This is a genomic window from Pectobacterium versatile, assembly GCF_020166435.1.
In the GTDB taxonomy this organism is placed as follows: Bacteria; Pseudomonadota; Gammaproteobacteria; order Enterobacterales; family Enterobacteriaceae; genus Pectobacterium; species Pectobacterium versatile.
On sequence record NZ_JAINZP010000002.1, the window covers coordinates 397,984 to 422,529 of the forward strand.

At 53.3% G+C, this 24,546-nt stretch carries 22 protein-coding genes; 7 read left to right on the top strand and 15 right to left on the bottom strand.

Annotated features, from left to right (window positions below):
• Positions 1–85 precede the first annotated feature (85 nt).
• Positions 86–772 carry a glutathione S-transferase family protein gene (locus K7X24_RS04640; protein WP_224553273.1) on the top strand — a complete coding sequence of 229 codons (687 nt, stop codon included), beginning with the start codon at positions 86–88 and terminating at the stop codon, positions 770–772.
• Between the two features lie 75 nt (positions 773–847).
• On the opposite strand, the gene pbpG is transcribed toward K7X24_RS04640, so the two are convergent.
• The 8 genes from pbpG to dusC all read right to left on the bottom strand — a co-directional run bounded on the left by pbpG (position 848) and on the right by dusC (position 8,056).
• Positions 848–1,795, bottom strand: coding sequence for a D-alanyl-D-alanine endopeptidase (pbpG, locus tag K7X24_RS04645; protein WP_103861011.1), 948 nt, complete (start codon positions 1,793–1,795; stop codon positions 848–850).
• Between the two features lie 149 nt (positions 1,796–1,944).
• Positions 1,945–2,454: a DUF6622 family protein gene (locus tag K7X24_RS04650; protein WP_103861012.1), complete on the bottom strand. Its 510-nt coding sequence runs from the start codon at positions 2,452–2,454 to the stop codon at positions 1,945–1,947.
• Between the two features lie 69 nt (positions 2,455–2,523).
• Positions 2,524–2,880, bottom strand: a complete 357-nt coding sequence (locus tag K7X24_RS04655) for an FMN-binding protein (RefSeq protein ID WP_107333041.1) — start codon at positions 2,878–2,880, stop codon at positions 2,524–2,526.
• Between the two features lie 60 nt (positions 2,881–2,940).
• Positions 2,941–3,483, bottom strand: a complete 543-nt coding sequence (gene cyaB, locus K7X24_RS04660; RefSeq protein WP_224553275.1) for a class IV adenylate cyclase — start codon at positions 3,481–3,483, stop codon at positions 2,941–2,943.
• A gap of 375 nt (positions 3,484–3,858) precedes the next feature.
• Positions 3,859–4,404 carry a hypothetical protein gene (locus K7X24_RS04665; RefSeq protein WP_224553277.1) on the bottom strand — a complete coding sequence of 182 codons (546 nt, stop codon included), beginning with the start codon at positions 4,402–4,404 and terminating at the stop codon, positions 3,859–3,861.
• A 16-nt stretch (positions 4,405–4,420) separates the two neighbouring features.
• A complete protein-coding gene (mmuM, locus tag K7X24_RS04670; protein WP_224553279.1) occupies positions 4,421–5,368 on the bottom strand; it encodes a homocysteine S-methyltransferase in 948 nt (315 codons plus the stop codon).
• Positions 5,361–6,773 carry an S-methylmethionine permease gene (gene mmuP, locus K7X24_RS04675; protein WP_116585818.1) on the bottom strand — a complete coding sequence of 471 codons (1,413 nt, stop codon included), beginning with the start codon at positions 6,771–6,773 and terminating at the stop codon, positions 5,361–5,363. The genes mmuM and mmuP overlap by 8 nt, the downstream gene beginning before the upstream one ends.
• A 350-nt stretch (positions 6,774–7,123) precedes the next feature.
• Positions 7,124–8,056, bottom strand: coding sequence for a tRNA dihydrouridine(16) synthase DusC (dusC, locus tag K7X24_RS04680; RefSeq protein ID WP_224553281.1), 933 nt, complete (start codon positions 8,054–8,056; stop codon positions 7,124–7,126).
• A 357-nt stretch (positions 8,057–8,413) separates the two neighbouring features.
• On the opposite strand from dusC, the gene K7X24_RS04685 reads away from it, so the two are divergent.
• Positions 8,414–9,085, top strand: a complete 672-nt coding sequence (locus K7X24_RS04685) for an epoxyqueuosine reductase QueH (protein WP_103971161.1) — start codon at positions 8,414–8,416, stop codon at positions 9,083–9,085.
• Between the two features lie 48 nt (positions 9,086–9,133).
• Here K7X24_RS04685 and K7X24_RS04690 read toward each other — a convergent pair whose 3' ends face one another.
• Positions 9,134–10,729 (bottom strand): ABC transporter substrate-binding protein, encoded by a 1,596-nt coding sequence (locus K7X24_RS04690; RefSeq protein WP_224553283.1) that lies wholly within the window; start codon positions 10,727–10,729, stop codon positions 9,134–9,136.
• A gap of 194 nt (positions 10,730–10,923) precedes the next feature.
• Between K7X24_RS04690 and pepT the strand changes: the two genes are divergently transcribed.
• A complete protein-coding gene (pepT, locus tag K7X24_RS04695) occupies positions 10,924–12,153 on the top strand; it encodes a peptidase T (protein ID WP_224553285.1) in 1,230 nt (409 codons plus the stop codon).
• A 69-nt stretch (positions 12,154–12,222) separates the two neighbouring features.
• Here the strand turns inward: pepT and gsiD are convergent, their stop codons facing one another.
• The 4 genes from gsiD to K7X24_RS04715 form a co-directional block, all read right to left on the bottom strand.
• The gene (gene gsiD, locus K7X24_RS04700) at positions 12,223–13,134 is read right to left on the bottom strand and encodes a glutathione ABC transporter permease GsiD (RefSeq protein WP_224553287.1); all 912 of its coding nucleotides are present in this window, start codon (positions 13,132–13,134) and stop codon (positions 12,223–12,225) included.
• Positions 13,135–13,143: 9 nt separating this feature from the next.
• Positions 13,144–14,064: a glutathione ABC transporter permease GsiC gene (gene gsiC, locus K7X24_RS04705; protein ID WP_039480114.1), complete on the bottom strand. Its 921-nt coding sequence runs from the start codon at positions 14,062–14,064 to the stop codon at positions 13,144–13,146.
• 108 nt (positions 14,065–14,172) lie between these two features.
• The gene (gsiB, locus tag K7X24_RS04710) at positions 14,173–15,717 is read right to left on the bottom strand and encodes a glutathione ABC transporter substrate-binding protein GsiB (RefSeq protein ID WP_224553289.1); all 1,545 of its coding nucleotides are present in this window, start codon (positions 15,715–15,717) and stop codon (positions 14,173–14,175) included.
• A 25-nt stretch (positions 15,718–15,742) separates the two neighbouring features.
• Positions 15,743–17,644 (bottom strand): dipeptide ABC transporter ATP-binding protein, encoded by a 1,902-nt coding sequence (locus K7X24_RS04715; protein WP_224553291.1) that lies wholly within the window; start codon positions 17,642–17,644, stop codon positions 15,743–15,745.
• 480 nt (positions 17,645–18,124) lie between these two features.
• On the opposite strand from K7X24_RS04715, the gene moeA reads away from it, so the two are divergent.
• The 3 genes from moeA to K7X24_RS04730 all read left to right on the top strand — a co-directional run bounded on the left by moeA (position 18,125) and on the right by K7X24_RS04730 (position 20,821).
• Positions 18,125–19,360, top strand: coding sequence for a molybdopterin molybdotransferase MoeA (gene moeA / locus K7X24_RS04720; protein ID WP_224553294.1), 1,236 nt, complete (start codon positions 18,125–18,127; stop codon positions 19,358–19,360).
• Between the two features lie 2 nt (positions 19,361–19,362).
• The gene (gene moeB, locus K7X24_RS04725; RefSeq protein ID WP_224553295.1) at positions 19,363–20,115 is read left to right on the top strand and encodes a molybdopterin-synthase adenylyltransferase MoeB; all 753 of its coding nucleotides are present in this window, start codon (positions 19,363–19,365) and stop codon (positions 20,113–20,115) included.
• A 106-nt stretch (positions 20,116–20,221) separates the two neighbouring features.
• Positions 20,222–20,821 (top strand): nitroreductase family protein, encoded by a 600-nt coding sequence (locus tag K7X24_RS04730; RefSeq protein WP_103861051.1) that lies wholly within the window; start codon positions 20,222–20,224, stop codon positions 20,819–20,821.
• Between the two features lie 195 nt (positions 20,822–21,016).
• Here K7X24_RS04730 and K7X24_RS04735 read toward each other — a convergent pair whose 3' ends face one another.
• Positions 21,017–21,931, bottom strand: a complete 915-nt coding sequence (locus K7X24_RS04735; protein WP_224553298.1) for a lipid kinase — start codon at positions 21,929–21,931, stop codon at positions 21,017–21,019.
• 273 nt (positions 21,932–22,204) lie between these two features.
• On the opposite strand from K7X24_RS04735, the gene K7X24_RS04740 reads away from it, so the two are divergent.
• Entirely contained in the window at positions 22,205–23,677 is a 1,473-nt protein-coding gene (locus K7X24_RS04740; protein WP_039506840.1) for a sensor domain-containing diguanylate cyclase, read from the top strand.
• Between the two features lie 94 nt (positions 23,678–23,771).
• Here K7X24_RS04740 and K7X24_RS04745 read toward each other — a convergent pair whose 3' ends face one another.
• The gene (locus K7X24_RS04745; RefSeq protein WP_010308003.1) at positions 23,772–24,512 is read right to left on the bottom strand and encodes a GntR family transcriptional regulator; all 741 of its coding nucleotides are present in this window, start codon (positions 24,510–24,512) and stop codon (positions 23,772–23,774) included.
• Positions 24,513–24,546 lie beyond the last annotated feature (34 nt).

Genomic DNA, 24,546 nt, shown 5'->3' on the forward strand with positions numbered 1-24,546 from the left:
CGATAGATAAGCCACGGAGAGGAGGATGATTTCTCCCACCTTTCGTGCTAATGCTAAGGCTTCGTTAACACAAGGAGCCTCAGACATGTATCAGCTGTATATCGCCAATAAAAACTATTCCTCTTGGTCACTGCGTCCGTGGGTGCTGTTGAAAGCACTGTCGATTCCTTTCGAAGAGAAACTGGTTGCTTTTGCGCCGGGCATGGCACAGCCGGCATTTAAGGCCTTTTCGCCGACGGCAAAAGTCCCCTGCCTGATCGATGGCGAAACCACTGTCTGGGATTCGTTGGCGATTACCGAATATCTGGCCGAACAACATCCCAGCGTCTGGCCTGCTGATGCCAAAACCCGCGCCTGGGCACGCTGTGCCGCTGCCGAAATGCATTCTGGCTTTACCGCACTGCGTAACATCTGCTCCATGAGCTGCGGCGTGCGTGTTAAAATGAACGAAATATCACCGGCCCTCAGTAACGACATTAACCGCATCTACGAACTGTGGCAGGAAGGATTGACGCGCTTTGGCGGACCGTTTCTGGCAGGAAAACAGTTTTCGGCGGTAGACGCCTTCTTTGCGCCGATTGTCTTTCGTATCAAAACCTATCAGCTTCCCGTTTCGCCGGAAGCCGCAGCCTATTGCGACCATCTCTTAGCGCAGCCCGCCATGCAGCGTTGGCTAAAGGAGGCATTAGCGGAAACCTGGCGTGAGGCCGAGCATGACGAAGAAGTGAAAAAAGCGGGGGAAGTGATAGAAGATTTGCGCGCTCGCGCCTAACGCCACCGCAGGCGGTGACCTGTTTAACCACCGTCAAAACGCCCCCCTCCCCCAGCATTGGGAAGGGGGAACCTGTTATTCAGTTTCGATGTTCGCCATACTCTGCGGTTGGCGAGAAGCCAGCGATTTTTGTTTCTTATAGCTCAACGCGGCGGCAGGCACCTCGCTGACCTTACCGGTTTCAATCCACTTACGCAGGCGGTTAGCATCCGCAAAGTGCGTATATTTACCGAAGGCATCCAACACCACCAGCGCAACAGGCCGCTGATTAATGACCGTACGCATCACCAGACAGTGTCCCGCCTGATTCGTGAAGCCTGTTTTAGTCAGTTGAATGCTCCAGTCCTCTTTATAGACCAGATGATTCGTGTTTCTGAACGGCTGGCTGTACGCTGGGTGGGAGAACGTCGCCGTTTTCTCCTGCGTGGTACTAAGCTGGCCCAGCAGCGGATATTGCTTGCTGGCAATCAAGAGCTTGGTGAGATCGCGGGCGGTCGAGACATTATTAATGGACAAGCCGGTCGGCTCTACATAGCGCGTGTGGGTCATCCCCAACGCACGGGCTTTAGCATTCATCGCGCGGATAAACGCCTGATAGCCGCCCGGATAGTGGTGCGCCAGACTGGCCGCCGCACGGTTTTCTGATGACATCAGGGCCAGTAGCAGCATGTCTCGGCGGCTGATCTCACTGTTCAGACGAACGCGCGAGTAGACCCCTTTCATTTCTTTCGTCTGGCTAATATCGACAGAGATGATTTCATCCAGCGGTTGATTGGCATCCAGCACCACCAGCGCCGTCATCAGTTTCGTCACCGAAGCAATCGGCACCACCACGTCAGGATTGCTGGAATAAAGGATGTGGTTATCACGTAGATCCACCACCATGGCACTACCGGAAGCAATTTCCTGATGCGCAGTGCCAGCGGAGTACGTCGGCGCTTTCGCCACAGCCTGAGGCAACATCACAGCATGGGTTGATAGCACCAACAGGCCAAAAAGAGAAAGCTTAAAATTTTTAGTCATTCTTCAATAACTTAAACAGTATTCTGTTAAATGAAAGGGATGGGCATCGGCATTATAATTTACCGCCCTTCCCTGCGCACTCATACAGCAGAAAAGCTTTGTGACAAATGTTGACAGACGGTTTGAGTAACTTACTGTTTTTTATCATGTTACGTCAGAGACGGTCTTATTTTGCGCATGTGGTTGAGCAGACGCAGGCTGACGCCGCTGAATATCCCTGCGGTAATCCCACTTGCCGCACCGGACAGTAGGCAGAATACAGGGTCATGCGCCAACGCGGGAAACAGAGCCAACTGGACGGAAAAGTAGAAATGAGAACAAAACGTCAGCAGCATCAAGACCAGCGACCACCACGAACCTGTGCGTTGAAAACGTCGCGATTCCAGCAAGTAAATGCCTGACGTCTTCCCCCACGCCCATCCGATGCCCAGCCCAATGATCAACGCCAGCAGAAATCCGCCCGCCGCTGCAAGCGGGAGCCGCAGCGTATGAAAAATCGCACTGATGCCCCACACCATGAAAATCATCGGCACAACCAACATCCGCATCAACGATTGCTGCCGTGGCTGACTAGCTTTTACGCCGGCATAAATCAGATAACCCAAAACGATCCACACCCAATAAGGCGTGTGACGCAAAATAATCAGCAGGTTTTCCACGGCAGTACTATTCCCTCATCACTAAGGCCTTCATTAATTAAGCCTTCATCAGCCAACAAACCTGTGCGACTATGGCGTGATTTTGGCCTGTTCCAGCGCTTGTTTCACCGCGTTAATCACGCCCTGACTCGATAACGTTGCCCCCGTTACCGCATCCACCTTGTTAATATCCTGCTTCTCAATGAGCTCCGGCACAATTTGATCCGTCGCGCTCAGCATCATCGCTTCGGTATCGCCATGCTTCAGCACTTCAGCATTGGCAATCTTCCCGTCTTTAATGCTGACCGTGACCTCAACTTCTGCCGCCTTCCCCTGCGCTTTACCGATGTAGGCACCGTCTTTATAGTGCGCCACATCGCTACCATGAACGGACAGAGAAAAAGCCATCACTAACGTGGCCAGCACTGCCGAAATAGATTTTTTCATCATTTCCCCGTGTGTAAATCGAACAATAAAAACAACAATTCAATAACCAGAATAGAACAATTAATTAAAACCTAATAATTGATAATAAGATTTCGTTTCAATATTATCCAACGACAATTTAAGCCGTAGCGCACACTCTATACACCGATCCCTGAGTGCTTTCAACTGGGTTTCATCATCGGTCATCACCGATATTTCGACGAAATAACCCAGTGATTCAATATAATCGAGCGTAATATGGAAGGCGTTTAAAAAGTAGATACTGCGGATTTTATGAATTTCAAAAAGGGGCCGATACCCCAAAGTCTGTAGAATGCTGTCAGTTTTTTCAAAGTCTTCGACATTAACCGCTTCACAGCGATCGACGCCCGGCCCTTTCACAATCCAGAGCTTAATCCCCGACGGCTCCATGCGGCGCACCTGCATTTTGATATTCTGCTGTTGCAGGCGATTCTCTGCATCATCGTAATAAATATCATGTTCTTTATTTTCAAAGACGAAAGCCTCGGGATGAAGGCTAAAAAGTGTATTCCTGAAAACAGCTATATCGTCGATGCGAAATTTAAGCTCAACTTCATATTTCCCTATGAAATGTTCAACCATGTTCTTTCCCTCACTGGATTCCCTGAAATAAAATTGACTTTCCGTCATATAGAACAGCGTTTTATTACTCTGTCATACGGAAATTCAAGATAATAATGGTTCAGTCATCCGCAAAATAGATCATACAGGTAACATAATATGGCCGAATGGCCGTCCTCTCACCCTCCTTGATTAACACCTTACGTCCTGTCACATCTTGGCACCGCGATAATCATGCCGCATTATTACCTTACAACGTCAGATATTCCGATCGCAATTTCCTGACAATGAATATCTGTTGACGAATGCTATCGGTGATTTCCCAGCAAAAAAATGCGGTCAGAATCCTTGCTGGACGCTGACCGCCGTTAATAGTAGCTGAGAAGGGAAAAACCGCTAGTTCTTCACGCTGCAACGGTAGGTAATAGCAGAATCGAAGCCGTGATGGTGCATAAACTCACGCAAAATCAGCAATCGGGCGGAGAAGGTGTTCTCTAGCGGAATCCCTTCCCAGGCCGCTGGGCTCCCCAGCATGACGCGTTCCAGACGTTTAAATGTCCGCTCCATATCATCCTGTGGCAAACGCCAGCCTGCGTCCTCTTCTTCTGCTCCCGAAATCTGTGCGAGGGCCACCAATGCGGGGTCGAAAGAAAACAGAGCGGAATCCGCAGGGATATCGTGGCGAATACGCGTCACTTCATCCTCAACCGCCATGATCGCCAGCTCCATTTCGTCCGGCGTTGGGGGGAGATGCTTGAAAAATGCCGCTGCCGTTTTGTCAAAACCGATGGTTAATTGCAGGATTGCCGACGGTTGTGATGCCGTCCCACAGACGACAGTCGTCAACTGTTCGCCAATATACAGTACTGTTACCGGCACATTCGGCGCGACGCGCTGTCTGGCAAGCGAGTACGCCTGTTGCAGGTTCACATCATTTTCCATCACGGCATCCCCTTATTTAGTGCTGACTCTCGTGTTGGCAGCAGCGAGCAATACCGGCGATATCCGCAGGTGTGGTTCGGCAACAGCCGCCAATCAGACGTGCGCCTGCTACCTGCCACTCGGGCAAATACGCTGTCAACGAGCAGGCGTCATCGTGAGCGCTGCTCCAGGTTTTCGTTACCGCATCATACTGCTCGCCGGAATTGGGATAAACCACCAACGGCAAATCCGTCAGCGAGGACAGGTGCGTCAGCGCGGGCGTCACGTTTTCCAGCGCAATACAGTTGATACCCGCAGCGACCACCTGAGAGCAGGCGTTGACCCGCGCCAGCACCGTGCGCAATGGCGTGCCGTCGCTGAGGTGTTCGCTGTCACGCAGCGTGAAGGAGAACCAGGCCTGCGCCTGAGGGAACTCGGCCAGTAGCGCGATCAGCGCCTCTATTTCGGCGAAAGACGGCAGCGTCTCGCAGGCCAACAGATCGGCACCCGCCTCATGCAGCGCCGCCATACGCGGCCGATGAAACGCCATCATCTCAGCCTGTGGCAGTTGGTAATCGCCACGATACTCCGAACCATCCGCCAGATAGGCACCGTACGGCCCCACCGATCCCGCCACCAGCAGCGTCCCAGCCTGCGGATTATCGCGACGGTAATCATCCCGCGCCTGCGCCGCCAGCTGTACGCTCTTGGCAATCAGCGCCAGTGATTCTGCTTCACTATACCCGCGCGCCTCAAACCCTTGCGGCGTCGCCTGATAGCTAGCCGTAATCGCACACTGCGCCCCGGCGTTGAAATAATCGAGGTGCACCTGATAAATCAGCGCCGGATTTTCAACCAGCACTTTCGCCGACCACAGCGGATCCGTTAAATCACAGCCGCGCGCTTCCAGTTCGGTTGCCAACGCACCGTCCAGCACAATCGTTGATGCCGTCGCCAGCATTTCGGTAACCGTATTTTTACGCAATGTCTTCCACTCCCGTTAATCTACGTTTCTTCATTGACTGCGTGAAATAATAAGCACCGTAGCACAGCGCGACAAACGGAATTCCACACCACAGTGCAATCCGCTGGCTTGGGTCAAACGCCAGCCCGACACAGGCCAGCAGGCAGAGCAGGAAGCCAAGAATCGGCGTGATCGGGAACCAAGGGGCGCGATATTGCAGGTCGGAAAGCGGTTTTCCCGTACGGACATGGTGACGACGGAACATGTAGTGCGAGGCGCAGATGCTCAGCCACACCGCCACGACGGCAAAGCCGGAAATTGCGGACAGCGCCACGTAAACGGTATCCGGTGCAACCACGCTGGAAAACAGCGCCAACAGCCCACCCAGCATACTGACGGAAATAGCAAAGAGCGGAATGCCGCGGCGCGTCAGACGAGAAAAACGGCGCGGCAACGTGCCTTCGTTGGACAGCGACCACAGCATACGCCCCGAGGCATACAGCCCTGAGTTAGCAGCGGACAGGATCGCCGTCAAAATCACGAAATTAAAAATGTCGGCGGCGTAAGGAATACCAATCTTCTCAAACACCAGCACAAACGGGCTTTTAGCAATACCGGCCTCTTCCATCGGAATGATCGCCGCCAACACCAGCACCGTCCCCAGAAAGAAAATCACCAGCCGCGCGACAGTAGTACGAATCGCCATCGGCACCACCTTCTGCGGATTCTCGGTTTCGCCAGCCGCGATGCCGATCAGCTCCGTACCGGAGAAAGCAAAGTTCACCGCCACCATCGTCATCAGAATAGGCAGGCCGCCGTGTGGAAACCAGCCAGACGCGGTAATGTTCTGGAAGAACGGCGCGGGTGAACCGTCCTGCATCGGAATAAAGCCAAACATCGCGCCAGCGCCGAGCACAATAAAGGCAAGAATCGTGACGACTTTAATGATAGAGAACCAGAATTCCCCTTCGGCAAAGAAGCGGGACGACACAATATTCAGCAAATAGATCAGCACACAAAACAGCAAGCACCAGGTCCAGACCGGCACCTGCGGGAACCAATACTGCATGCAAAAGCCGGCAGCGGTCAGGCTGGAACCCAACGCAACCGTCCACGTCAGCCAATACAGCCACGCCACGGTATAGCCCGTTGCGGGACTGAGATAGCGGGAAGCATACACATGGAACGCGCCAGTTTCCGGCATGGCAACGGACAGCTCACCCAGACTCAGCATCACCAGATACACCACCAGCGCGCCGATCAGATACGCCAATAGTGTTCCAGCCGCGCCCGTCGTCGAAATAATGTAGCCCGTATTGAAAAACAGGCCAGTACCGATGACACCGCCGAGCGAAAGCATCACCAAATGGCGAGCTTTCATCGTGCGCTTAAACTGCCCTTCCGTGCCTGATGCGTGTTGTTCCATGATGACCTTTCTTTATCAATGTATCCGCCCTGCTTTATGCAGCTGAACGGTATAGACCCTAAATAATTCGAGTTGCATGAAGGCGGCAAGTGAGAGAATCCCGATGAGCTTACACAGGTAAGTGATTCGGGTGAGTGAGCACAGCCAACGCACAGGCAACTTGAAGCATGACGGGTATAGACGTCTAAACTTCCAGATAGATAGAGTGTTATACCGTCAACCGATTCGTAAAGTAAAGTACAGACCAGCGGGAGAGCGATGAGGTGCGTTAAATCTGAACAGACATTGTCAGGAAACCAAGAACGGGAAATCCAGTGCGGGGAAACAGAGAACGGAAAAGCGGTGAGCGCTTATGGCTCACCAATCACACGGGCGATGTCCGCCGAGGTCTTCAAGGTGCGGATCTCGCTGAATAATTCGGTGGCGTCGTCATACTCTTTACGCAAATAGCCGAGCCACTGTTTGATGCGTGCGACGTGATACAGTCCCGTGTCGCCCTGCTTTTCCAACTGCACATATTTTTGTAGCAACAGCATGACCTCCGGCCACGGCATACGCGGTTCGTTGTACTTAATCACGCGGCTCAGGTTCGGCACATTCAGTGCGCCCCGCCCCAGCATGATCGCATCACAGCCCGTTGTCACCATACAGTCCTGCGCACTCTGCCAGTCCCAGATTTCACCGTTGGCGATCACCGGAATACGCAGACGCTGGCGGATTTCCCCTATCGCCTGCCAGTTGATGCATTCGGCCTTGTAGCCGTCTTCCTTCGTGCGGCCATGCACGGCCAGTTCGCTTGCGCCCGCCTGCTGCACCGCGTCGGCAATCTCAAACTGGCGAGCGCCCGAATCCCAGCCCAGCCGGATTTTCACCGTGACAGGCAAGTGTGCGGGCACCGCCTCACGCATCGCTTTTGCGCCTTGATAAATCAGCTCGGGATCTTTTAACAGCGTCGCCCCGCCCCCGCTGCCGTTCACCAGCTTCGACGGGCAGCCGCAGTTGAGATCGACACCATACGAGCCCAGCTCTACCGCCCGTGCCGCATTTTCCGCCAGCCACTGTGGATATTGCCCCAGTAGCTGCACACGCACCAGCGTGCCCGACGGCGTGCGGCTGGCATGCTGTAGCTCTGGGCAAAGGCGATAAAAGGATTTAACCGGCAGGCACTGATCCACCACGCGTAAAAATTCGGTGATGCACAGATCATAATCATTTACTTCAGTCAGCAGTTCTCGCACTAATGAATCGAGAACCCCTTCCATCGGGGCAAGCAGAACACGCATAACGCTACTCGGTAACCATTCGATCGTTAATCACAGCCAGTCAGGCAAAAAAAAGCAGGCAATCTTAGGGTAATGCTGTTCACTTAAGCGTGGATTTAGGAGGAAACACGGTGATGAGGTTCCCGCAGGGATACCTCGCACCGTGGTAGCCTCCGGTATCTCGATCCTTAAACGATCGGCATTAAACAATGTTAATGGGTATTGTACGGGGAACGCAACGGGAAAGATAACGCTGGACGGGCCATGAGGTTGCCTCTTGTGAACATATCATCAATAATTCGTGACGAATTTGTGCCGACACCGTCCTTGCGGACCACAACGAAGTATGACGAGTCTATTATGTCAAATGCCCAAACTATGTCGAATATCAAAACAGGCGCGCTGCAACGCCCACAGCTTTCTCTGCCGAATAATGCCGACAAGCTGCTGCTGCACTCCTGCTGTGCGCCCTGCTCGGGTGAAGTCATGGAAGCCATCACCGCTTCAGGCATCGACTACACCATTTTCTTTTATAATCCCAATATCCACCCGCAGCGTGAATACCTGATCCGTAAAGAAGAAAATATCCGTTTCGCCGAACAGCATAACGTGCCTTTCATCGACGCAGATTACGACTCGGATAACTGGTTTGAACGCGCCAAAGGAATGGAATGGGAACCTGAACGCGGCGTTCGCTGCACCATGTGTTTTGATATGCGTTTCGAGCGCACGGCGCTGTACGCCGCAGAAAATGGCTTTAGCGTCATTTCGAGTTCGCTGGGGATTTCACGCTGGAAAAACATGCAGCAGATTACCGAGTGTGGGCATAACGCCGCGCAGAAATATCCCGGCGTCACCTACTGGGATTACAACTGGCGCAAAGGCGGTGGCTCGTCGCGCATGATCGAAATCAGCAAACGCGAACGTTTCTATCAACAGGAGTATTGCGGCTGCATTTATTCCCTGCGCGATTCCAATAAGCATCGCAAATCACAGGGGCGCGATATTATCCGCATCGGTAAGCTGTATTACGGCGATGAAACCGAGTAACCGCATCACACCAGAGTCCGGCACAGCGCGTGCCGGACTTTCTACGTATTACTTCTTCACGTCTACCTGATAGAAAATATGCTTACCGAACGGGTCAACCTCATACCCAGTCACTTCTTTGCGCACCGGCTCAAAGAGGGTGGAATGCGCAATCATGACAGCCGGTGCCTGCTCGTGCATCATCTGCTGCGCCTGCTTGTACAGGACAATACGCTGCTCGTGATCCTGTGAAGCGCGCGCGTCGATAATGATTTTATCAAACGGCGCATAACACCATTTTGCCGAGTTAGAACCGCCGTTGGCTGCCGTACAGGTAAAGAGCGGCCCGAAGAAGTTATCAGGATCGCCCGTCGCCGTTGTCCAGCCCATCAATGCCGCCTGATGCTCACCGCCTTTCACCCTTTTCAGGTATTCGCCCCACTCGAAAGTGACAATTTTGGCCTGCACACCGACTTTAGCCCAGTCAGCCTGAATCATCTCCGACATACGGCGGGCGTTCGGGTTATACGGACGCTGCACCGGCATCGCCCACAGCTCAATGGCAGTGCCTTCCGCCAAACCCGCTTCTTTCAGTAACGCCTTCGCCTTCTCGGGATCGTAGTCATAATCTTTCAGGTCGCTATCAGCACTCCAGACACCTGGCGGCAGCAGGTTTTTCGCCGCCGTTCCGGTTCCCTGAAAAACGGCTTCGATAATCGCCGGCTTGTTAATCGCCATCGTTAACGCCTGCCGCACTTTCACATTATCCGTCGGTGCCTTCTGGGTATTGAACGACAGGAAGCCGGTGTTCAGTCCGGCCTTTTGCATCAGCACGATGTCCTTGTTCTCTTTCATACGCGGCAGGTCGGCAGGATTAGGGAACGGCATCACCTGACACTCATTCTTTTCCAGCTTGGCGTACCGCACGGAGGCATCCGGCGTGATGGTGAAAATCAACCGATCCAGCTTGGCCTTGCCTTCCCAATAAGCGGGGAATGCCTTAAACAGAATGCGAGAATCTTTCTGATACTGCGCTAACTCAAACGGTCCGGTGCCAATCGGATCCATATCCACGCGCTCCGGCGTCCCGGCTTTGAGCATCGCATCGGCATATTCCGCAGAGAGGATAGACGCGAAGTACCAGGCTAAATCAGCCAGAAACGGGGCTTCCGCATGGGAGAGCGTAAAACGCACCGTGTGGTCATCTACTTTCTCGATGCTCTGGATCAGCGAGCCAAAGGACAAGCTTTCAAAATTGGCATAGGTCCCTTTCGAGACGCTGTGGTAAGGATGCTGCGGATCTTTTTGCCGCATGAAGGAGAAAATAACGTCGTCAGCGGTAAAATCACGCGACGGTTTGAAGTATTTATTACTCTGGAATTTCACGCCTTTGCGCAAATGGAAGGTATAGATGCGCCCATCAGCGCTGATGTCCCAGCGTTCCGCCAGACTCGGCACCAGCTCCGTGGTGCCCACTTTGAAATCCACCAGACGGTTATAAATCGGTACGGCGCTGGCATCCACGCTGGTACCCGAGGTATAAAGTTGCGGGTTAAAGTTTTCTGGCGATCCTTCCGAGCAGTACACCAGCGTATTCGCCGAGGCCGCTGAGGCGACCGCCAGCGTCAACGCTGCCAGAGTCAATCGTATTCCTGCTTTTTTCATTCCAGTCCTCGCTTATTGTGTTATTCGTGTCCCATTTAGTGTTATTCGTGTCCCATTTACTGCGTTTACTTTCTGACTTCCGCTGTCTGAAATATAAAAATCATGACGATAAAATGACAAATAAAACCATCGAATGAAATAATTTCTACGTTAGGATAACTGTCATAGCTATTACTGAATAAAAAGGATTCGTTATGACAGACCGTTTGGCTCATCAGCTCAGCACGCGTTTTTACCGTTACCTCGCCGTCACCAGCCAAAGCGATGCCAGTTCGACAACATTGCCTAGCACGCCGGAACAGCATGAAATGGCGCGATTGCTGGCGGACGAGCTGCGTGTACTGGGCCTACAGGATGTGGTCATTGATGAGCACGCCACCGTGACAGCCGTGAAGCCGGGCAACTGTCCGTCCGCACCGCGCATCGGTTTTATTACCCATATCGATACGGTTGACGTCGGCCTGTCGCCGCATATTCACCCGCAAACGTTGCGCTTTACCGGTGAAGACCTGTGTCTGAATGCCGAGCAGGACATCTGGCTGCGCACGGCGGAACACCCGGAAATTCTGCCGTATGTTGGGCAGGACATCATTTTTAGCGACGGCACCAGCGTACTCGGCGCGGACAACAAGGCTGCTGTTACCGTAGTGATGACGCTCATGGAGAACCTGACCGACGCGACGCCGCACGGCGATATCGTGGTGGCCTTCGTGCCGGATGAAGAGATTGGGCTGCGCGGTGCCAAAGCGCTCGATCTCAAACGCTTTGATGTCGATTTCGCCTACACCATCGACTGCTGTGAACTGGGTGAAGTGGTGTATGAGAACTTCAATGCGGCTTCCGCGGAAATTCGCTTTACCGGTGTGCCCGCGCACCCGATGTCGGCAAAAGGCGTGCTGGTTAACCCGTTGCTCATGGCACATGATTTTATCAGCCAGTTCGATCGCCAGCAGACGCCGGAGCACACGGAGGGACGCGAGGGCTATGTCTGGTTTAACGATCTGACGGCGAACGCCAATGAAGCGAAGCTCAAAGCGTCTATCCGCGATTTTGATTTAGCCACGTTTGAACAGCGGAAGCAGCAGATCGCCGCGATCGCCGACAAGATTGCTGCACAGTACCCGACTGGCAGCGTGACCTACACCCTCACCGATATCTACAGCAATATCAGCAACGCCATCACTGACGATCGCCGGGCTATCGACCTGCTGTTTGCCGCACTGGACACGCTGGGCATTGAACCCAAGGTGACACCAATGCGTGGCGGCACGGACGGTGCGGCGCTGTCTGCCAAAGGGTTGCTCACGCCGAACTTCTTCACCGGCGCGCACAATTTCCATTCGCGCTTTGAATTTTTACCCGTACCGTCGTTTGTAAAATCGTATGAAGTGGCGCTGAATTTATGCCTGCTGGCGGCGAAGTAATCGCGTCCAGAAAAGAGAAAGGCAGACAAACGCGGTAAAAACCCGCCTTCCACGAAGACGGATTTTTATTCAGCGTTTCAATTTCGGGTCGAGCGCATCGCGCAGACCGTCTCCCAATAAATTAAACGCTAAAACCGTCAGAAAGATCGCCAGACTAGGGAAAATCGCGACGTGCGGGGCAATCACCATATCCGATCGCGCTTCGTTCAGCATCGCTCCCCACTCCGGCATCGGTGGCTGCGCGCCAAGCCCTAAGAATGACAGGCTGGCTGCGGTGATGATCGACATTCCAATGCGCATCGAGAAAAACACCACGATGGAAGATACCGAGCCCGGCAGGATATGTCGAAAAAGGATCGTCCCGTCACTGGCACCAATGCTGCGGGCCGATTCGATGTAGGTAAGCTGCTTTAGCACCAGCGTATTCCCCCGCACCAGACGGGCGAAAGCTGGGATGCTAAAAATCGCGACGGCGACAATCACATTCGCCATACCGCTCCCCATAATCGCCACAACGGCAATCGCCAGCAGAATGCCGGGGAAGGCAAACAGTACATCGCAAATACGCATAATGATTCTGTCCGCCCATCCTTCGTAGTAGCCCGCCACCAGACCGAATGTCGTACCGATAATCATCCCTACCAGCACCGAGAGAATACCCGCCGTCAGAGAAATGCGCGTTCCCATCAGGATCCGGCTGAAAATATCACGTCCTAATGAATCCACGCCCAGCCAGTGTGCCGCCGACGGGCCTTCATTCAGGCGTTCATAATCGAAATAGTTCTCGGCATCATAGGGCATCAGATATGGTGCCAGAAACGCGACCACAATCAGCAGCAGTACAAACACGCCTGCGGTGACCGCAACGTGCTGTCGAAGAAAGCGCCGCCAGAATTCACGCCACGGCGTGCGAACGGGTTTATCCCTATCCCTAATGACAGGGAGCGTCGCCAGCATAGCTTTACGTCGCCAGTGTCTCATTCCCTTTCCTTATTTATAACGAATGGCTGGATTAATCGCGGCATACAGCATATCCACCAGTAGATTGATCAGAATAAACTCCAGTGAGAACAGCAGTACCTCGGCCTGAATCACTGGATAGTCGCGCATCTCCACCGCATCCACTAGCAGCCGTCCTAGTCCAGGCCAGTTAAAGACCTTCTCCACGACGATTGAGCCACCGAGCAAGAAACCAAATTGCAGCCCCATCATCGTAACCACCGGAATCAGCGCATTGCGCAGCCCGTGCTTCACCACCACCAGCGATTCACGCACGCCTTTTGCTCGCGCCGTACGCATATAATCTTCCTGCAAGACATCGACAAACGACGCACGAGTAAAACGCGCCATCACCGCCGCCACCGCCGCGCCCAGCGTCAGAGAGGGCAAAATGTAGTGCAGCCAAGTGTCCGCCCCCACCGTCGGCAGCCACCCCAGTTCGACGGAAAAAACCTGCATTAGCAGCATTCCGAGTGCAAACGCGGGGAAAGAGAGGCCGGATACCGCCAGCGTCATCCCGATTCTGTCCGGCCAGCCGTTGCGCCACACTGCGGACACGATACCGATCGCCATGCCAAAAATCACCGCCCACACCATGCTGCACACCGTCAGCCAAAACGTCGGCATAAAGCGCATGGCGATCTCTTCGGTGACGGGGCGTTTCGATACGATCGACGTACCAAAATCCCCTTGTAGGACATTGGTAAAGAAGTGCCAGAACTGATGCGGCAGCGGTTTATCCAACCCCAAATCCTGCCGGACCATCTCGATAACGGCAGCATCCGCTTCCCGCCCGGCGGCTAAACGCGCTGGATCGCCGGGTAGCAGATGAACGAACAGGAACACCAGCACCATCACAATCAGGAGCGTAGGAATCAGTCCCAGTAGTCGTTTAATAAAATAATTCAGCATGAACGGTTTTCCACAGACATGCGTCGGACTCCCTATGAGTGAACGAGTGTTGACCACTGCGGGCAGCCTAACGGCCACCCGACTCCTTGGTCATTCTTTTACGGCGAGTTATTCTTTCAGGTCGGCCTCTTCAAAACTGAACAAGGTATCTGGCATCACGTAGAACCCGGTCAGTTTTTTGCTATTAGCCGACACCAAACGCTCTGTCGCCAGGAAAATCCACGGCGCATCCGCCCAGATTTTGTCCTGCGCATCTTTGTACAGTTTCTGTTTTTCCGTCCGATCCGTCGTTTTCAGCGCATTCGCCAGATCCACATCCACCTGCGGATTGCTGTAAAAGGCCGTGTTGAATTGCGCCGGTGGCCAGGCGGCCGTGGCAAACAGTGGTGACAGTGCCCAGTCCGCTTCCCCCGTCGAGGCTGACCAGCCGGTGTAGAACAGGCGAACGCCCGTTTCCTTAACGCCCTTACCTTCCACTTCGGCGGCGCGTTGCCCCGCATCCATCGCGGTCACCTGCACTTTCACACCAACCTGCGCCAGCTGTTGCTGCGTGAACTGCAAAACTTTCTGCGCCGTGCTGTGGTTATGTGACGACCAAAGCGTGGTGGTGAAACCGTCTGGGTAGCCCGCTTCTTTCAGCAGTTCACGCGCTTTGGCCGGATCGTAAGGCCATGGGTGATATTTTACCGAGTAATCAATGCTGCTCGGCAGTGGCCCTTCGGCTGGTGTCGCATAGCCGGAGAACGCCACTTTAATCAGCGCCTCTTTGTTGATCGCGTAGTTCAACGCCTCGCGTACTTTCGGGTTATCAAACGGTTTCTGCGTGACATTCATACTGATGTAGCGGTGCAGAATCGACGGCGACGCCACCAGCGCCAGCTTGTCATTTTTCTCCAACACCTTGGCCTGCTCGAACGGTATCGGATAAGCAAACTGCGCTTCACCCGTTTGCAGCAGGGCCGCGCGCGTATTGTTATCCACCACCGGACGCCAGGTAATGCTGTCCAGTTTCGGCAACCCCGCCTTCCAGTAGCCGCTGAATTTCTCGACTTTGACAAAATCGGTCTGATTCCAGGCCACAAAGCGGTATGGGCCGGTGCCTACCGGATGGAAGCCAATATCCTTGCCGTACTGCTTTAATGCCGCCGGAGAGATCATCACCGCCGCTGGGTGCGCCAGATTATTAACGAAGGCTGAGAACGGCGTCTTCAACGTGATTTTCACCGTCAGGTCGTCCACCACCTCGGTTTTGTCAATCATCTTGAACAGGTTATATCGCTTCAGGCGATTGTCGGGATTACTGGCGCGATCCAGATTCACTTTCACTGCGGCGGCGTTAAACGCCGATCCATCGTGAAATTTGACACCTGGGTGCAGCTTGATGGTGTACATCAGACCATCTGGGCTCGCGTCATAGCTGTCCGCCAGTACGTTCACCAGCTTCATCTCTTTATCGAAGCCAAAGAGTCCCTGATAGAATGACTTCGCCACCGTCTGCGATAGCGAATCGTTGGCATCATACGGGTCCAGGCTGGTAAACGTGGAACCCACGGCGATAACCGCATCTTTGGCTGCCCAGACGGGTGAAGTCGCCATGGCAGCGGTTACTCCTGCGGCCACTAACCAGCGCCGCTTTATCGTCATTACGCTCATGCTACGTTCTCCTTGTGAATCCCTGTCAATACGCGCCGGCTATCGGATGGTGCGCAACAAAGTGCCGCTCACCGACCTGAACCAGAGGCGCCGTGATCGGCTCATCGCCAAGCGCCCGAATCGGGCTGGGTATTTCATCAACCAGCAGCACCTGCTCACGCTGGCGGCGTGAGGGATCGGCAACGGGTACTGCCGACATCAGCTTGCGGGTATAAGGGTGCCGAGGCCGCTCGAATACATCCTGCCTTGAGCCGATCTCGACAATCTGCCCCATGTACATCACCGCCACACGATGGCTAATACGCTCAACCACCGCCATATCATGTGAAATAAACAAAAATGCGATGCCGAATTCACGTTGCAGTTCCAGCATCAGGTTGATGATTTGTGCCTGAATCGACACGTCCAACGCGGATACGGCTTCATCCGCAATCACCACTTTAGGGTTCAGCGCCAACGCTCTGGCGATGCAAACTCGCTGGCGCTGGCCGCCGGAAAACTCATGCGGGTAGCGCCTCGCGTGCTCTGGCTCCAGCCCTACGCGCGACAACAGCCACTCAACGCGCTTTTCTGCCTCCTGTCGGCGGCAAATGTTGTGCACCAGCAGCGGTTCCATAATCGAGAATCCAACCGTCAAACGGGGATCCAATGAGGCGTACGGATCCTGAAAAATCAGTTGGATATCACGCCGCAAGTGCTGCAACGCCGCCCCTTTCAACTGCTGGATACGTTGACCATTAAAGGTAATTTCGCCCTTCTGGCTTTCAACCAGTTGAAGCAACGCGCGGCCAGTGGTTGACTTACCACACCCTGATTCCCCCACCAGTGAGAGCGTTTCGCCCGGCCAGAGATCGAAGCTGACGTTTTCCACCGCATGTACCTGGCGTGTCACGCAGTTCAGTAAACCGCTGCGAATCGGAAAACGCGTCACCAGATTGCTGACTTGCAAGATCGGCTCCGCATCCACGGGAACGGTATCCTGCGGTACATTGTCCGCAATGCGTACCGTGTTTTGATCCAGCAGCGGAAATTTTGCTGGGAACGGTTGCCCACGCATCGAGCCTAACGCCGGTACTGCCGCCAAAAGCCCCTGCGTGTAAGGATGCTGCGGCGCAGTAAAGATCTGCCCTACGCTTGCCGCTTCGACGCTTTCCCCACGGTGCATGACCAATACGCGTTCAGCCACTTCTGCCACTACGCCCATGTCATGGGTGATGAAAATCACGGCCATGTCCATTTCACGTTGCAGCACACGGATAAGTTGCAGAATTTGCGCCTGAATGGTGACATCCAGCGCGGTCGTCGGCTCATCGGCAATCAGTAGCGACGGTTTACAGGAAAGCGCCATCGCAATCATCACCCGCTGGCGCATACCGCCAGAGAGCTGATGAGGATAGCGATCCAGCACATTGCGCGCTTCCGGTATTCTGACCAAATCCAGCATACGCAAGGTCTCTGCCCGTGCGGCGCGTCTGTCCATTCTCTGATGCAAACGAATAGACTCGGCTATCTGTTCGCCGACGGGGAAAACCGGATTCAGCGATGTCATCGGCTCTTGAAAAATCATCGCCAGATCCGCACCACGCAACGTTCGCATCACCCGCTGACGGGCACCGCGAAGATCCAGCACGTGCCCATCGCGACGACGAAATAGCATGTCTCCTTGATGAATCACCCCGCCCGCATGTTCGACCAGCCGCATCAGCGCCAGCGACGTGACCGACTTACCCGACCCCGATTCCCCGACGATAGCCAGCGTTTCGCCCCGATCGACAGAGAACGTTAAATTACGCACAGCGTCCGCCCGCTGCCCCTGCTGCTCGAAATAGACACTCAGGTTACGTACCTCCACCACCCGTTTTTCAGGCAAAACCAGCCCCGTGATAGGGGGAGACAGTGAGGCATAATGATCCTGTGTGGGCGACATGAACGGCGAATCTCCATATAAATGCGGCTGAAATCAGCGCAGCGCGGTCGGGGACAAATTATCAGCGGTTTTCGACTATATTTAGCACAAGGTATGATGTAAAGCGGAAACTGATATCAATGCAGCGAAAAATTCTTTTTATAACATTGGGTTAATTATCTCAAAGGCATACTATAAGACACGATATCATCCGCAGATGCGCCCATTTTCACCCAAAATGGTTCGAGTTGCGGTAAAAGACTGTTGTTTTAGATAATACACATCGTGATCGTGCTTAATGCCTAACGAGGATCCACACACCAAAAACTGCATTCCTTGACCTGTATACATTCACCCATGTTACGAACTCTGACATAATTAATATTGGCATAGGAAACAGGTTTTTGCCCATGAACGACGTGTTGGCGGAACACTATTCTTATTGATGTAATGAGCCGTGATGTAATAAGTCGTATTGATGAAACACACTGTGGAGTGAAGATGGAAAGCGTTAACGCAGGTTTACTGACTCTTGAACAAGCTCTGGAAAATATGTTTTCTCAGGTTCCTTCCCTTACCGAGACAGAGCGCGTATCCCTGTTCGACGCCGCAGGACGGATCACCGCCCATGCGATTGCCTCTCCGATTAACGTCCCGCCTTTCGCCAATTCCGCGATGGATGGCTATGCCATACGCTGCGCCGATTTGTCCGCTGCTGCACCGCTGCCGCTGGCAGGTAAAGCCTTCGCTGGCACGCCCTTCACTGGCGACTGGCCTGCCGGAACCTGCATTCGCATCATGACTGGTGCGCCGATTCCCGCAGGAGCCGATACGGTGATCATGCAGGAAGAAGCTGAAGTCAGCGAGGACGGTATCCGCTTTCCCCATGAGGTAAAACCCGGCCAGAATATTCGTCTGGCGGGAGAAGATATTCAGGCGGGTGCCAGCGTGTTACCCGCAGGCACCAAGCTGGGCGTGGCTGAGCTGCCGCTGCTGGCATCACTGGGGATTGCGCAGATTGATGTGATACGCCGCCTGAAAGTCGCAGTGTTTTCAACCGGTGATGAACTGCAACTCGTCGGCGAACCGCTGGCAGACGGCCAGATTTATGACACCAACCGTTTCGCCGTGCGTTTGATGCTGGAACAGTTGGGCTGCGATGTGCACGATCTGGGCATCATCCGCGACGATCCAGCCGCGCTGCGTGCCGCATTCCATGAGGCAGACCAGCTTGCCGACCTGGTGATTAGCAGCGGCGGCGTTTCCGTTGGTGAAGCGGATTACACCAAGCAAATGCTGGATGAGCTGGGCGATATCCACTTCTGGAAGCTGGCGATCAAACCCGGTAAACCCTTCGCCTTTGGCAAGCTGAAACACGCCTGGTTCTGCGGCCTGCCGGGGAATCCGGTTTCTGCTGCGCTGACGTTCTATCAGTTGGTTCAGCCGCTGCTGGCCCGCCTGTCTGGCTATACACAATGGCACCTGCCACCACGTGTTCGCGTCAAAACCACCAGCGCACTGAAAAAGACACCAGGGCGCACCGATTTCCAACGCGGCATTTTCAGCCGTAACGCACAGGGTGAACAGGAAGTGAGAACCACTGGGCATCAGGGGTCACACGTTTTCAGCTCATTCAGCCTCGGTAACTGCTTCATCGTACTGGAGCAAGATCGCGGTCGCGTCGCCGCTGGCGAATGGGTCGAAATCGAGCCCTTCAACGCGCTGCTGGGACACTGAGTATGCTGCCGGAGCTGAGCGATGAAGAGATGCTGCGCTACAATCGACAGATTGTGCTGCGCGGCTTTGATTTTGACGGACAGGAAAAACTGAAGGCATCACGCCTGCTGATTGTCGGGCTGGGTGGGCTAGGCTGTGCTGCCGCGCAGTATCTGGCCGCGGCGGGCGTCGGCCATTTAACGCTGCTGGATTTTGATACCGTCTCTCTGTCTAACCTGCAACGCCAGGTTCTGCACCGCGATGCCCGTATCGGAATGGCGAAAGTTGAATCGGCACGTCTGACGTTATCCGACATGAATCCGCATCTTTCGCTCGATACAATTGATGGCGATCTCGATGACGAGGCGTTGAGCGAACAGGTCAGCAAACACGATGCGGTGCTGGACTGTACCGACAATGTCGCCATTCGCAACCGCCTAAACCGCATTGGCTTTCAGCTCCAGAAGCCGCTGATCTCTGGGGCAGCGATTCGGATGGAAGGCCAAGTCAGCGTCTTTACCTATCAGCCCGATGAGCCTTGCTATCATTGTCTCAGCCGCCTATTCGGTGTCAATGCGCTGACCTGCGTCGAGGCTGGCGTGATGTCGCCGCTGGTAGGCACTATCGGGAGCCTGCTGGCGATGGAAGCCATTAAGCTGCTGACGGGATATGGCAAGCTGACCACAGGTCGATTGCTGATGTTCGATGCGATGACGCTGCAATTTCGTGAAATGATGCTGCCGAAAAACCCGCACTGTGATGTCTGCGGCGGATAAGGCAGAAAGAGGAAAGATTGGTATCCGGCACGATAAGCCATTGAATACGGCGAAAATCAGTGACACAGTATCAAGGTAAATCATCACGTAAACTGAGGAACACACCATGAGTAATGCTTTTTTGCAGTCAATCAAGGCCCGTCGTTCAATCTATGCCATCGGCAATAAGTTACCGATATCAGAAGATCAGGTTACCGCCCTCATTACCGCAGCCGTTAATGAAAGCCCCTCCTCTTTTAATTCACAAAGCTCACGCGTTGTGATTCTGTTCGGTGAGCAGCATCACAAACTGTGGGATATTGTTAAGCAGCAGTTGAAGAAAATTGTACCGGCGGACGCCTTTGCCGCAACAGAAAACAAACTGGCTTCCTTTGCCGCTGGCGCGGGTACTGTCCTGTTCTTTGAAGACACCGCCGTAATTGAATCACTACAGGAAAAATTCGCGCTTTATGCCGATAACTTCCCGGTCTGGTCTGAACATTCAACCGGTATTGCTCAATTTGCCGTGTGGTCTACGCTGGCGCAGGAAAAAATTGGCGCCACGCTCCAGCACTACAATCCCCTGATCGACGATGATGTTAAAGCACAGTGGGATCTGCCAGCCAGTTGGAAGTTGCGTGCTCAAATGCCATTTGGCTCAATCGAGCAGCCGGCCGGTGAGAAAACCTATATTTCCTTTGAAGAACGTTTCCGCGTATTTAAATAATCCGCTGACTCATTCTTTATACCCTAAATAATTCGAGTTGCGTGAAGGCGGCAAGAGAGCGAATCCCGATGAGCTTACTCAGGTAAGTGATTCGGGTGAGTGAACGTAGCCAACGCACATGCGGCTTGAAGTATGACGGGTATATAAACAAACAGGGACACCATGCGGTGTCCCTGTTTGTTTTACGTTCAGATTTTAATCAGGTATCGGTGGCGCAAAAACCTGAATCGCCTTTTCTCTGATCCCGAATACCGCTGGCGTTTTGCCAATCAGCTCGCCGTCGGCATTGATATCGTGCGGCTTCGAGGTACTCAACGTCAGTTCTCTGGCAGAAAAAGCGCGGACTTTGCGCCAGCGGCCATGCGTTCCTTTGCGGATAAAGGGAATCAGTGCCACCATTTCCCACCAGTGGGAAACCTCCAGGCTATACACATCCAGCCGACCATCATCAGGCGCGGCACTGTCAGCTACCGCCATGCCACCGCCGTAGAAACGCCCGTTCCCCACCGACACCTGTACCGTTCTCACTCGCTCTTTGATGCCGTCATGCTCAATCTGCACGCGGAAAGGACGACTTTGTTTCAAGAGCTTAAAGGCCGCCAGCGCATAGCCTAATGTTCCCCACCGTTTCTTGGATTTCGCTGACAGCCCGCGCGCCAATGCAGCAGAAAACCCAATACTGGAAACATTAAAGAACAGATGCCCGTTGACCTCACCCAAATCAACAGCGCGCCGCTGCCCGTTAGCGATAACCTGCACGGCCTGCCGAATCTCTCTGGGGATCCCCACCGTACGGGCAAAGTCATTCGCCGTCCCTAATGGCAGCACGCCCAGCGGTAATCCGGTATCCACCAGGCCGGGCGCGGCTGAATTCAACGTGCCATCGCCACCGCCGATAATCACAAAATCCACCCGATCCGCATACGCACGTATAATATCGCTGCACGAACCCGTGTCTTTTTCATCCGGTTCGACGATGCCGATCTGGCTTTGTTGTAATAATTCTTTTACATAGCGTGCGGAGGAATCACCGTTCCGCGCCTGTTTATTAATAAATAAAAGCGCTGTTGGGCCTGATTCCTTCGCTGCTGAATAATGGCTCATCGTCATCCACCCAACATCATTGATTGATTAGATCTAACCACAGGGATAATCAAACCGACAAGGGAGCTTTAACAAGCCCACAATACAATACAAAACATTACGTTCCAGCAATCTGTGCTAATACTTCCACACTGAAACCACTATACTAAACCCTACGAGTCAGCGATTCCTTTGCCTGCTTTGTTACACTGTTATTCCAGTAGCACGCGCACCGCTATTTTTAGGTGAAAACAGAGACTTATTCACCTATACCATCAATGCTTCTCTGGGGAGATTACTTTGCAGACTGGATTCATCAATAACGCCCGCTGGCTGGATAAAACACGCGCAATCATAATATTTGGTTCCATGCTGCTCGCCGCCTTTCTGGTGATTAGTTGGACCAGCTATGAAGTCGCTAAAGAGTCGCTGGAAGAAGAGATCGAAGAAAATACCCTACCGCTGACCAGCGATAACGTCTATTCGGAAATCCAGCAGGATTTGTTAAAACCTATCTTTATTTCGTCGTTAATGGCGCACGACACTTTTTTACGCGACTGGGTGCTGAAAAATGAAAACGATCCGCAGGCCCTATTCCGCTATCTGAAAGAGATCGATCGCCGTTTCAACACCGTATTTTCGTTTTTCATTTCTGATAAAACCGGGCTCTATTACGATCAGCAACGCATCCTGAAAACTGTCTCGGAATCATCTCCCGACGATCAATGGTATTTCCAGCACAGAGCGCTATCGGATGACATGCCTTACGTTGTCGATCTCCGCGTCGATCCTGAAGAGCGCACTCGTCTGGATATTTTCATCAACCATAAAGTCATGGATTATGAAGACAATTTTATTGGCATTACTGGCGTAGGCATCCCGGTTGAGCGTGTTAAGCACCTGATTGAAAAATACGAACAGCGCTATAACCGGACCATCTATTTCATTGATAAAGAAGGCAACATTACGCTACACGGGGAAACCTACACCCGTCCGCTGCAAATTCAGGAACAGCCGGGACTGAACCGGATCGCGACCACGATTTTGACCTCTCCTGGCGGTGCTTATGAGTATCAGTTAGACGGAGAGCGTATCTTCCTCAACACCCGGCTAATCCCTGAATTCGGCTGGTATTTGATGGTTGAGCAAATCAGCCATCCCAGTGAAAAACGGCTGTTCGCCACGTTGCTAAAGAATCTGGGCATCAGCACGTTCGTCAGCGTCCTCTTCTTGTTACTGCTGTGGTTGACCATTGGCGGCTATCAGCGCCGACTGGAACAAATGGCCACAACCGATAAATTAACGGGCCTCATGAACCGTCAGGCATTTGATTATTTATTCCGCCGTCTCGGTGCGAAGAATGCCTTACAGCACAAATCACTCTCCATTCTTCTCATTGATATTGACCACTTTAAGAGAATCAATGACCAGTATGGCCACAACGTCGGTGATTTTGTCCTGCAAGGGGTCTCTGCCCTCTTATCGAGCAATACCCGTTCTAGCGATCAATCCTGCCGTTGGGGAGGCGAGGAGTTCGTTATTCTACTCGACGACTGTGATATCAACGCTGCGCAACAGCGTGCCGAAGCGCTACGTCACAGTATTGAGATAGCCCAGATTCCCCACCGTGAAGGAACTATTCAGGTAACGGTCAGCTGCGGTGTCGCTGAATATCGAGCAGGCGAGACGCTAAGTATGCTGATAAACCGCGCCGATATCGCGCTTTATCAGGCCAAACAACAAGGGCGCAATCGAGTGGTACGCGCACAGTAGGGACAAGGGAAAAGATCGTGCCTACATTAATCATGCAGGCACATTTCGATAGAAAACCAGCGGGCTGCAATGCTGCAATAAGGTATCAAACGGATTACGTTCGATTTCCCGTTTGGCGTTTCAGCGTAATAGAACAGGTGTACCGGTCTGCCGGATGGATCGATACCGTGGTTTCAAAGACGTTTCCCGAGCGGTCAAGATAATGGCGGATGATTTTTAATGCCGGATAGCCGACATCAACGCCCAGCGTTTTCGCTATTTTGGCCGGAACACCCACGGCAGAGATCGTCTGGCGCACTTCTTCCCCCTGTACGCCGTAGTGCTTTTCAATCAAATCGCTAATTAAAGCAAACGGATCGCTGCGCACCAGACTTTTGACCTTGGCATAATCCGGGCTAACGTAGCTATCAGTCCAGCAGATCGGAGAATCCTTTTTCTCGCTGTCTTCACGAATACTGGCAATATGCAGCCAGCGATCGCCCGGCTTGCCGCCGATAATCTGTGCCAGTTCAACATCCGCCACGATTTCATCAATCTTCTTCACGACGCGCAGATTGGTTTTTGCCAGTACGAACAGATCCTCAAGGCTAGCCAGAGGATGGTTGCGCTCGCGCTTTTCATCATTATCGACAACAACCGAGCCCACGCCCTTGCGACGGGATAGCAACCCCGCCTCCGTTAGATCGCGCAGCGCCTCCCTGACGGTATGTCGACTGACCTGATACTGCTCACAGAGCTCCAGCTCGGAGGGGATTAACGACCCCGCCGGATACTGGCCTAGCGTAATATTTTGGCTGAGTTCACGGGCAATACGCTTATACAAGGGTTCTTTCATCGGCTCACGCTCTTAATCAATATTGATGCCCTGC

Excerpts from the sequence above, each read along its gene's own strand:
- K7X24_RS04640 (WP_224553273.1), top strand. The coding sequence starts at position 86 with ATGTATCAGCTGTATATCGCCAATAAAAACTATTCCTCTTGGTCACTG.
- pbpG (WP_103861011.1), bottom strand. The coding sequence starts at position 1,795 with ATGACTAAAAATTTTAAGCTTTCTCTTTTTGGCCTGTTGGTGCTATCA.
- K7X24_RS04655 (WP_107333041.1), bottom strand. The coding sequence starts at position 2,880 with ATGAAAAAATCTATTTCGGCAGTGCTGGCCACGTTAGTGATGGCTTTT.
- cyaB (WP_224553275.1), bottom strand. The coding sequence starts at position 3,483 with ATGGTTGAACATTTCATAGGGAAATATGAAGTTGAGCTTAAATTTCGC.
- K7X24_RS04665 (WP_224553277.1), bottom strand. The coding sequence starts at position 4,404 with ATGGAAAATGATGTGAACCTGCAACAGGCGTACTCGCTTGCCAGACAG.
- mmuP (WP_116585818.1), bottom strand. The coding sequence starts at position 6,773 with ATGGAACAACACGCATCAGGCACGGAAGGGCAGTTTAAGCGCACGATG.
- dusC (WP_224553281.1), bottom strand. The coding sequence starts at position 8,056 with ATGCGTGTTCTGCTTGCCCCGATGGAAGGGGTTCTCGATTCATTAGTG.
- K7X24_RS04685 (WP_103971161.1), top strand. The coding sequence starts at position 8,414 with ATGTCGAATATCAAAACAGGCGCGCTGCAACGCCCACAGCTTTCTCTG.
- K7X24_RS04690 (WP_224553283.1), bottom strand. The coding sequence starts at position 10,729 with ATGAAAAAAGCAGGAATACGATTGACTCTGGCAGCGTTGACGCTGGCG.
- pepT (WP_224553285.1), top strand. The coding sequence starts at position 10,924 with ATGACAGACCGTTTGGCTCATCAGCTCAGCACGCGTTTTTACCGTTAC.
- gsiD (WP_224553287.1), bottom strand. The coding sequence starts at position 13,134 with ATGAGACACTGGCGACGTAAAGCTATGCTGGCGACGCTCCCTGTCATT.
- gsiC (WP_039480114.1), bottom strand. The coding sequence starts at position 14,064 with ATGCTGAATTATTTTATTAAACGACTACTGGGACTGATTCCTACGCTC.
- gsiB (WP_224553289.1), bottom strand. The coding sequence starts at position 15,717 with ATGAGCGTAATGACGATAAAGCGGCGCTGGTTAGTGGCCGCAGGAGTA.
- K7X24_RS04715 (WP_224553291.1), bottom strand. The coding sequence starts at position 17,644 with ATGTCGCCCACACAGGATCATTATGCCTCACTGTCTCCCCCTATCACG.
- moeA (WP_224553294.1), top strand. The coding sequence starts at position 18,125 with ATGGAAAGCGTTAACGCAGGTTTACTGACTCTTGAACAAGCTCTGGAA.
- moeB (WP_224553295.1), top strand. The coding sequence starts at position 19,363 with ATGCTGCCGGAGCTGAGCGATGAAGAGATGCTGCGCTACAATCGACAG.
- K7X24_RS04730 (WP_103861051.1), top strand. The coding sequence starts at position 20,222 with ATGAGTAATGCTTTTTTGCAGTCAATCAAGGCCCGTCGTTCAATCTAT.
- K7X24_RS04735 (WP_224553298.1), bottom strand. The coding sequence starts at position 21,931 with ATGACGATGAGCCATTATTCAGCAGCGAAGGAATCAGGCCCAACAGCG.
- K7X24_RS04745 (WP_010308003.1), bottom strand. The coding sequence starts at position 24,512 with ATGAAAGAACCCTTGTATAAGCGTATTGCCCGTGAACTCAGCCAAAAT.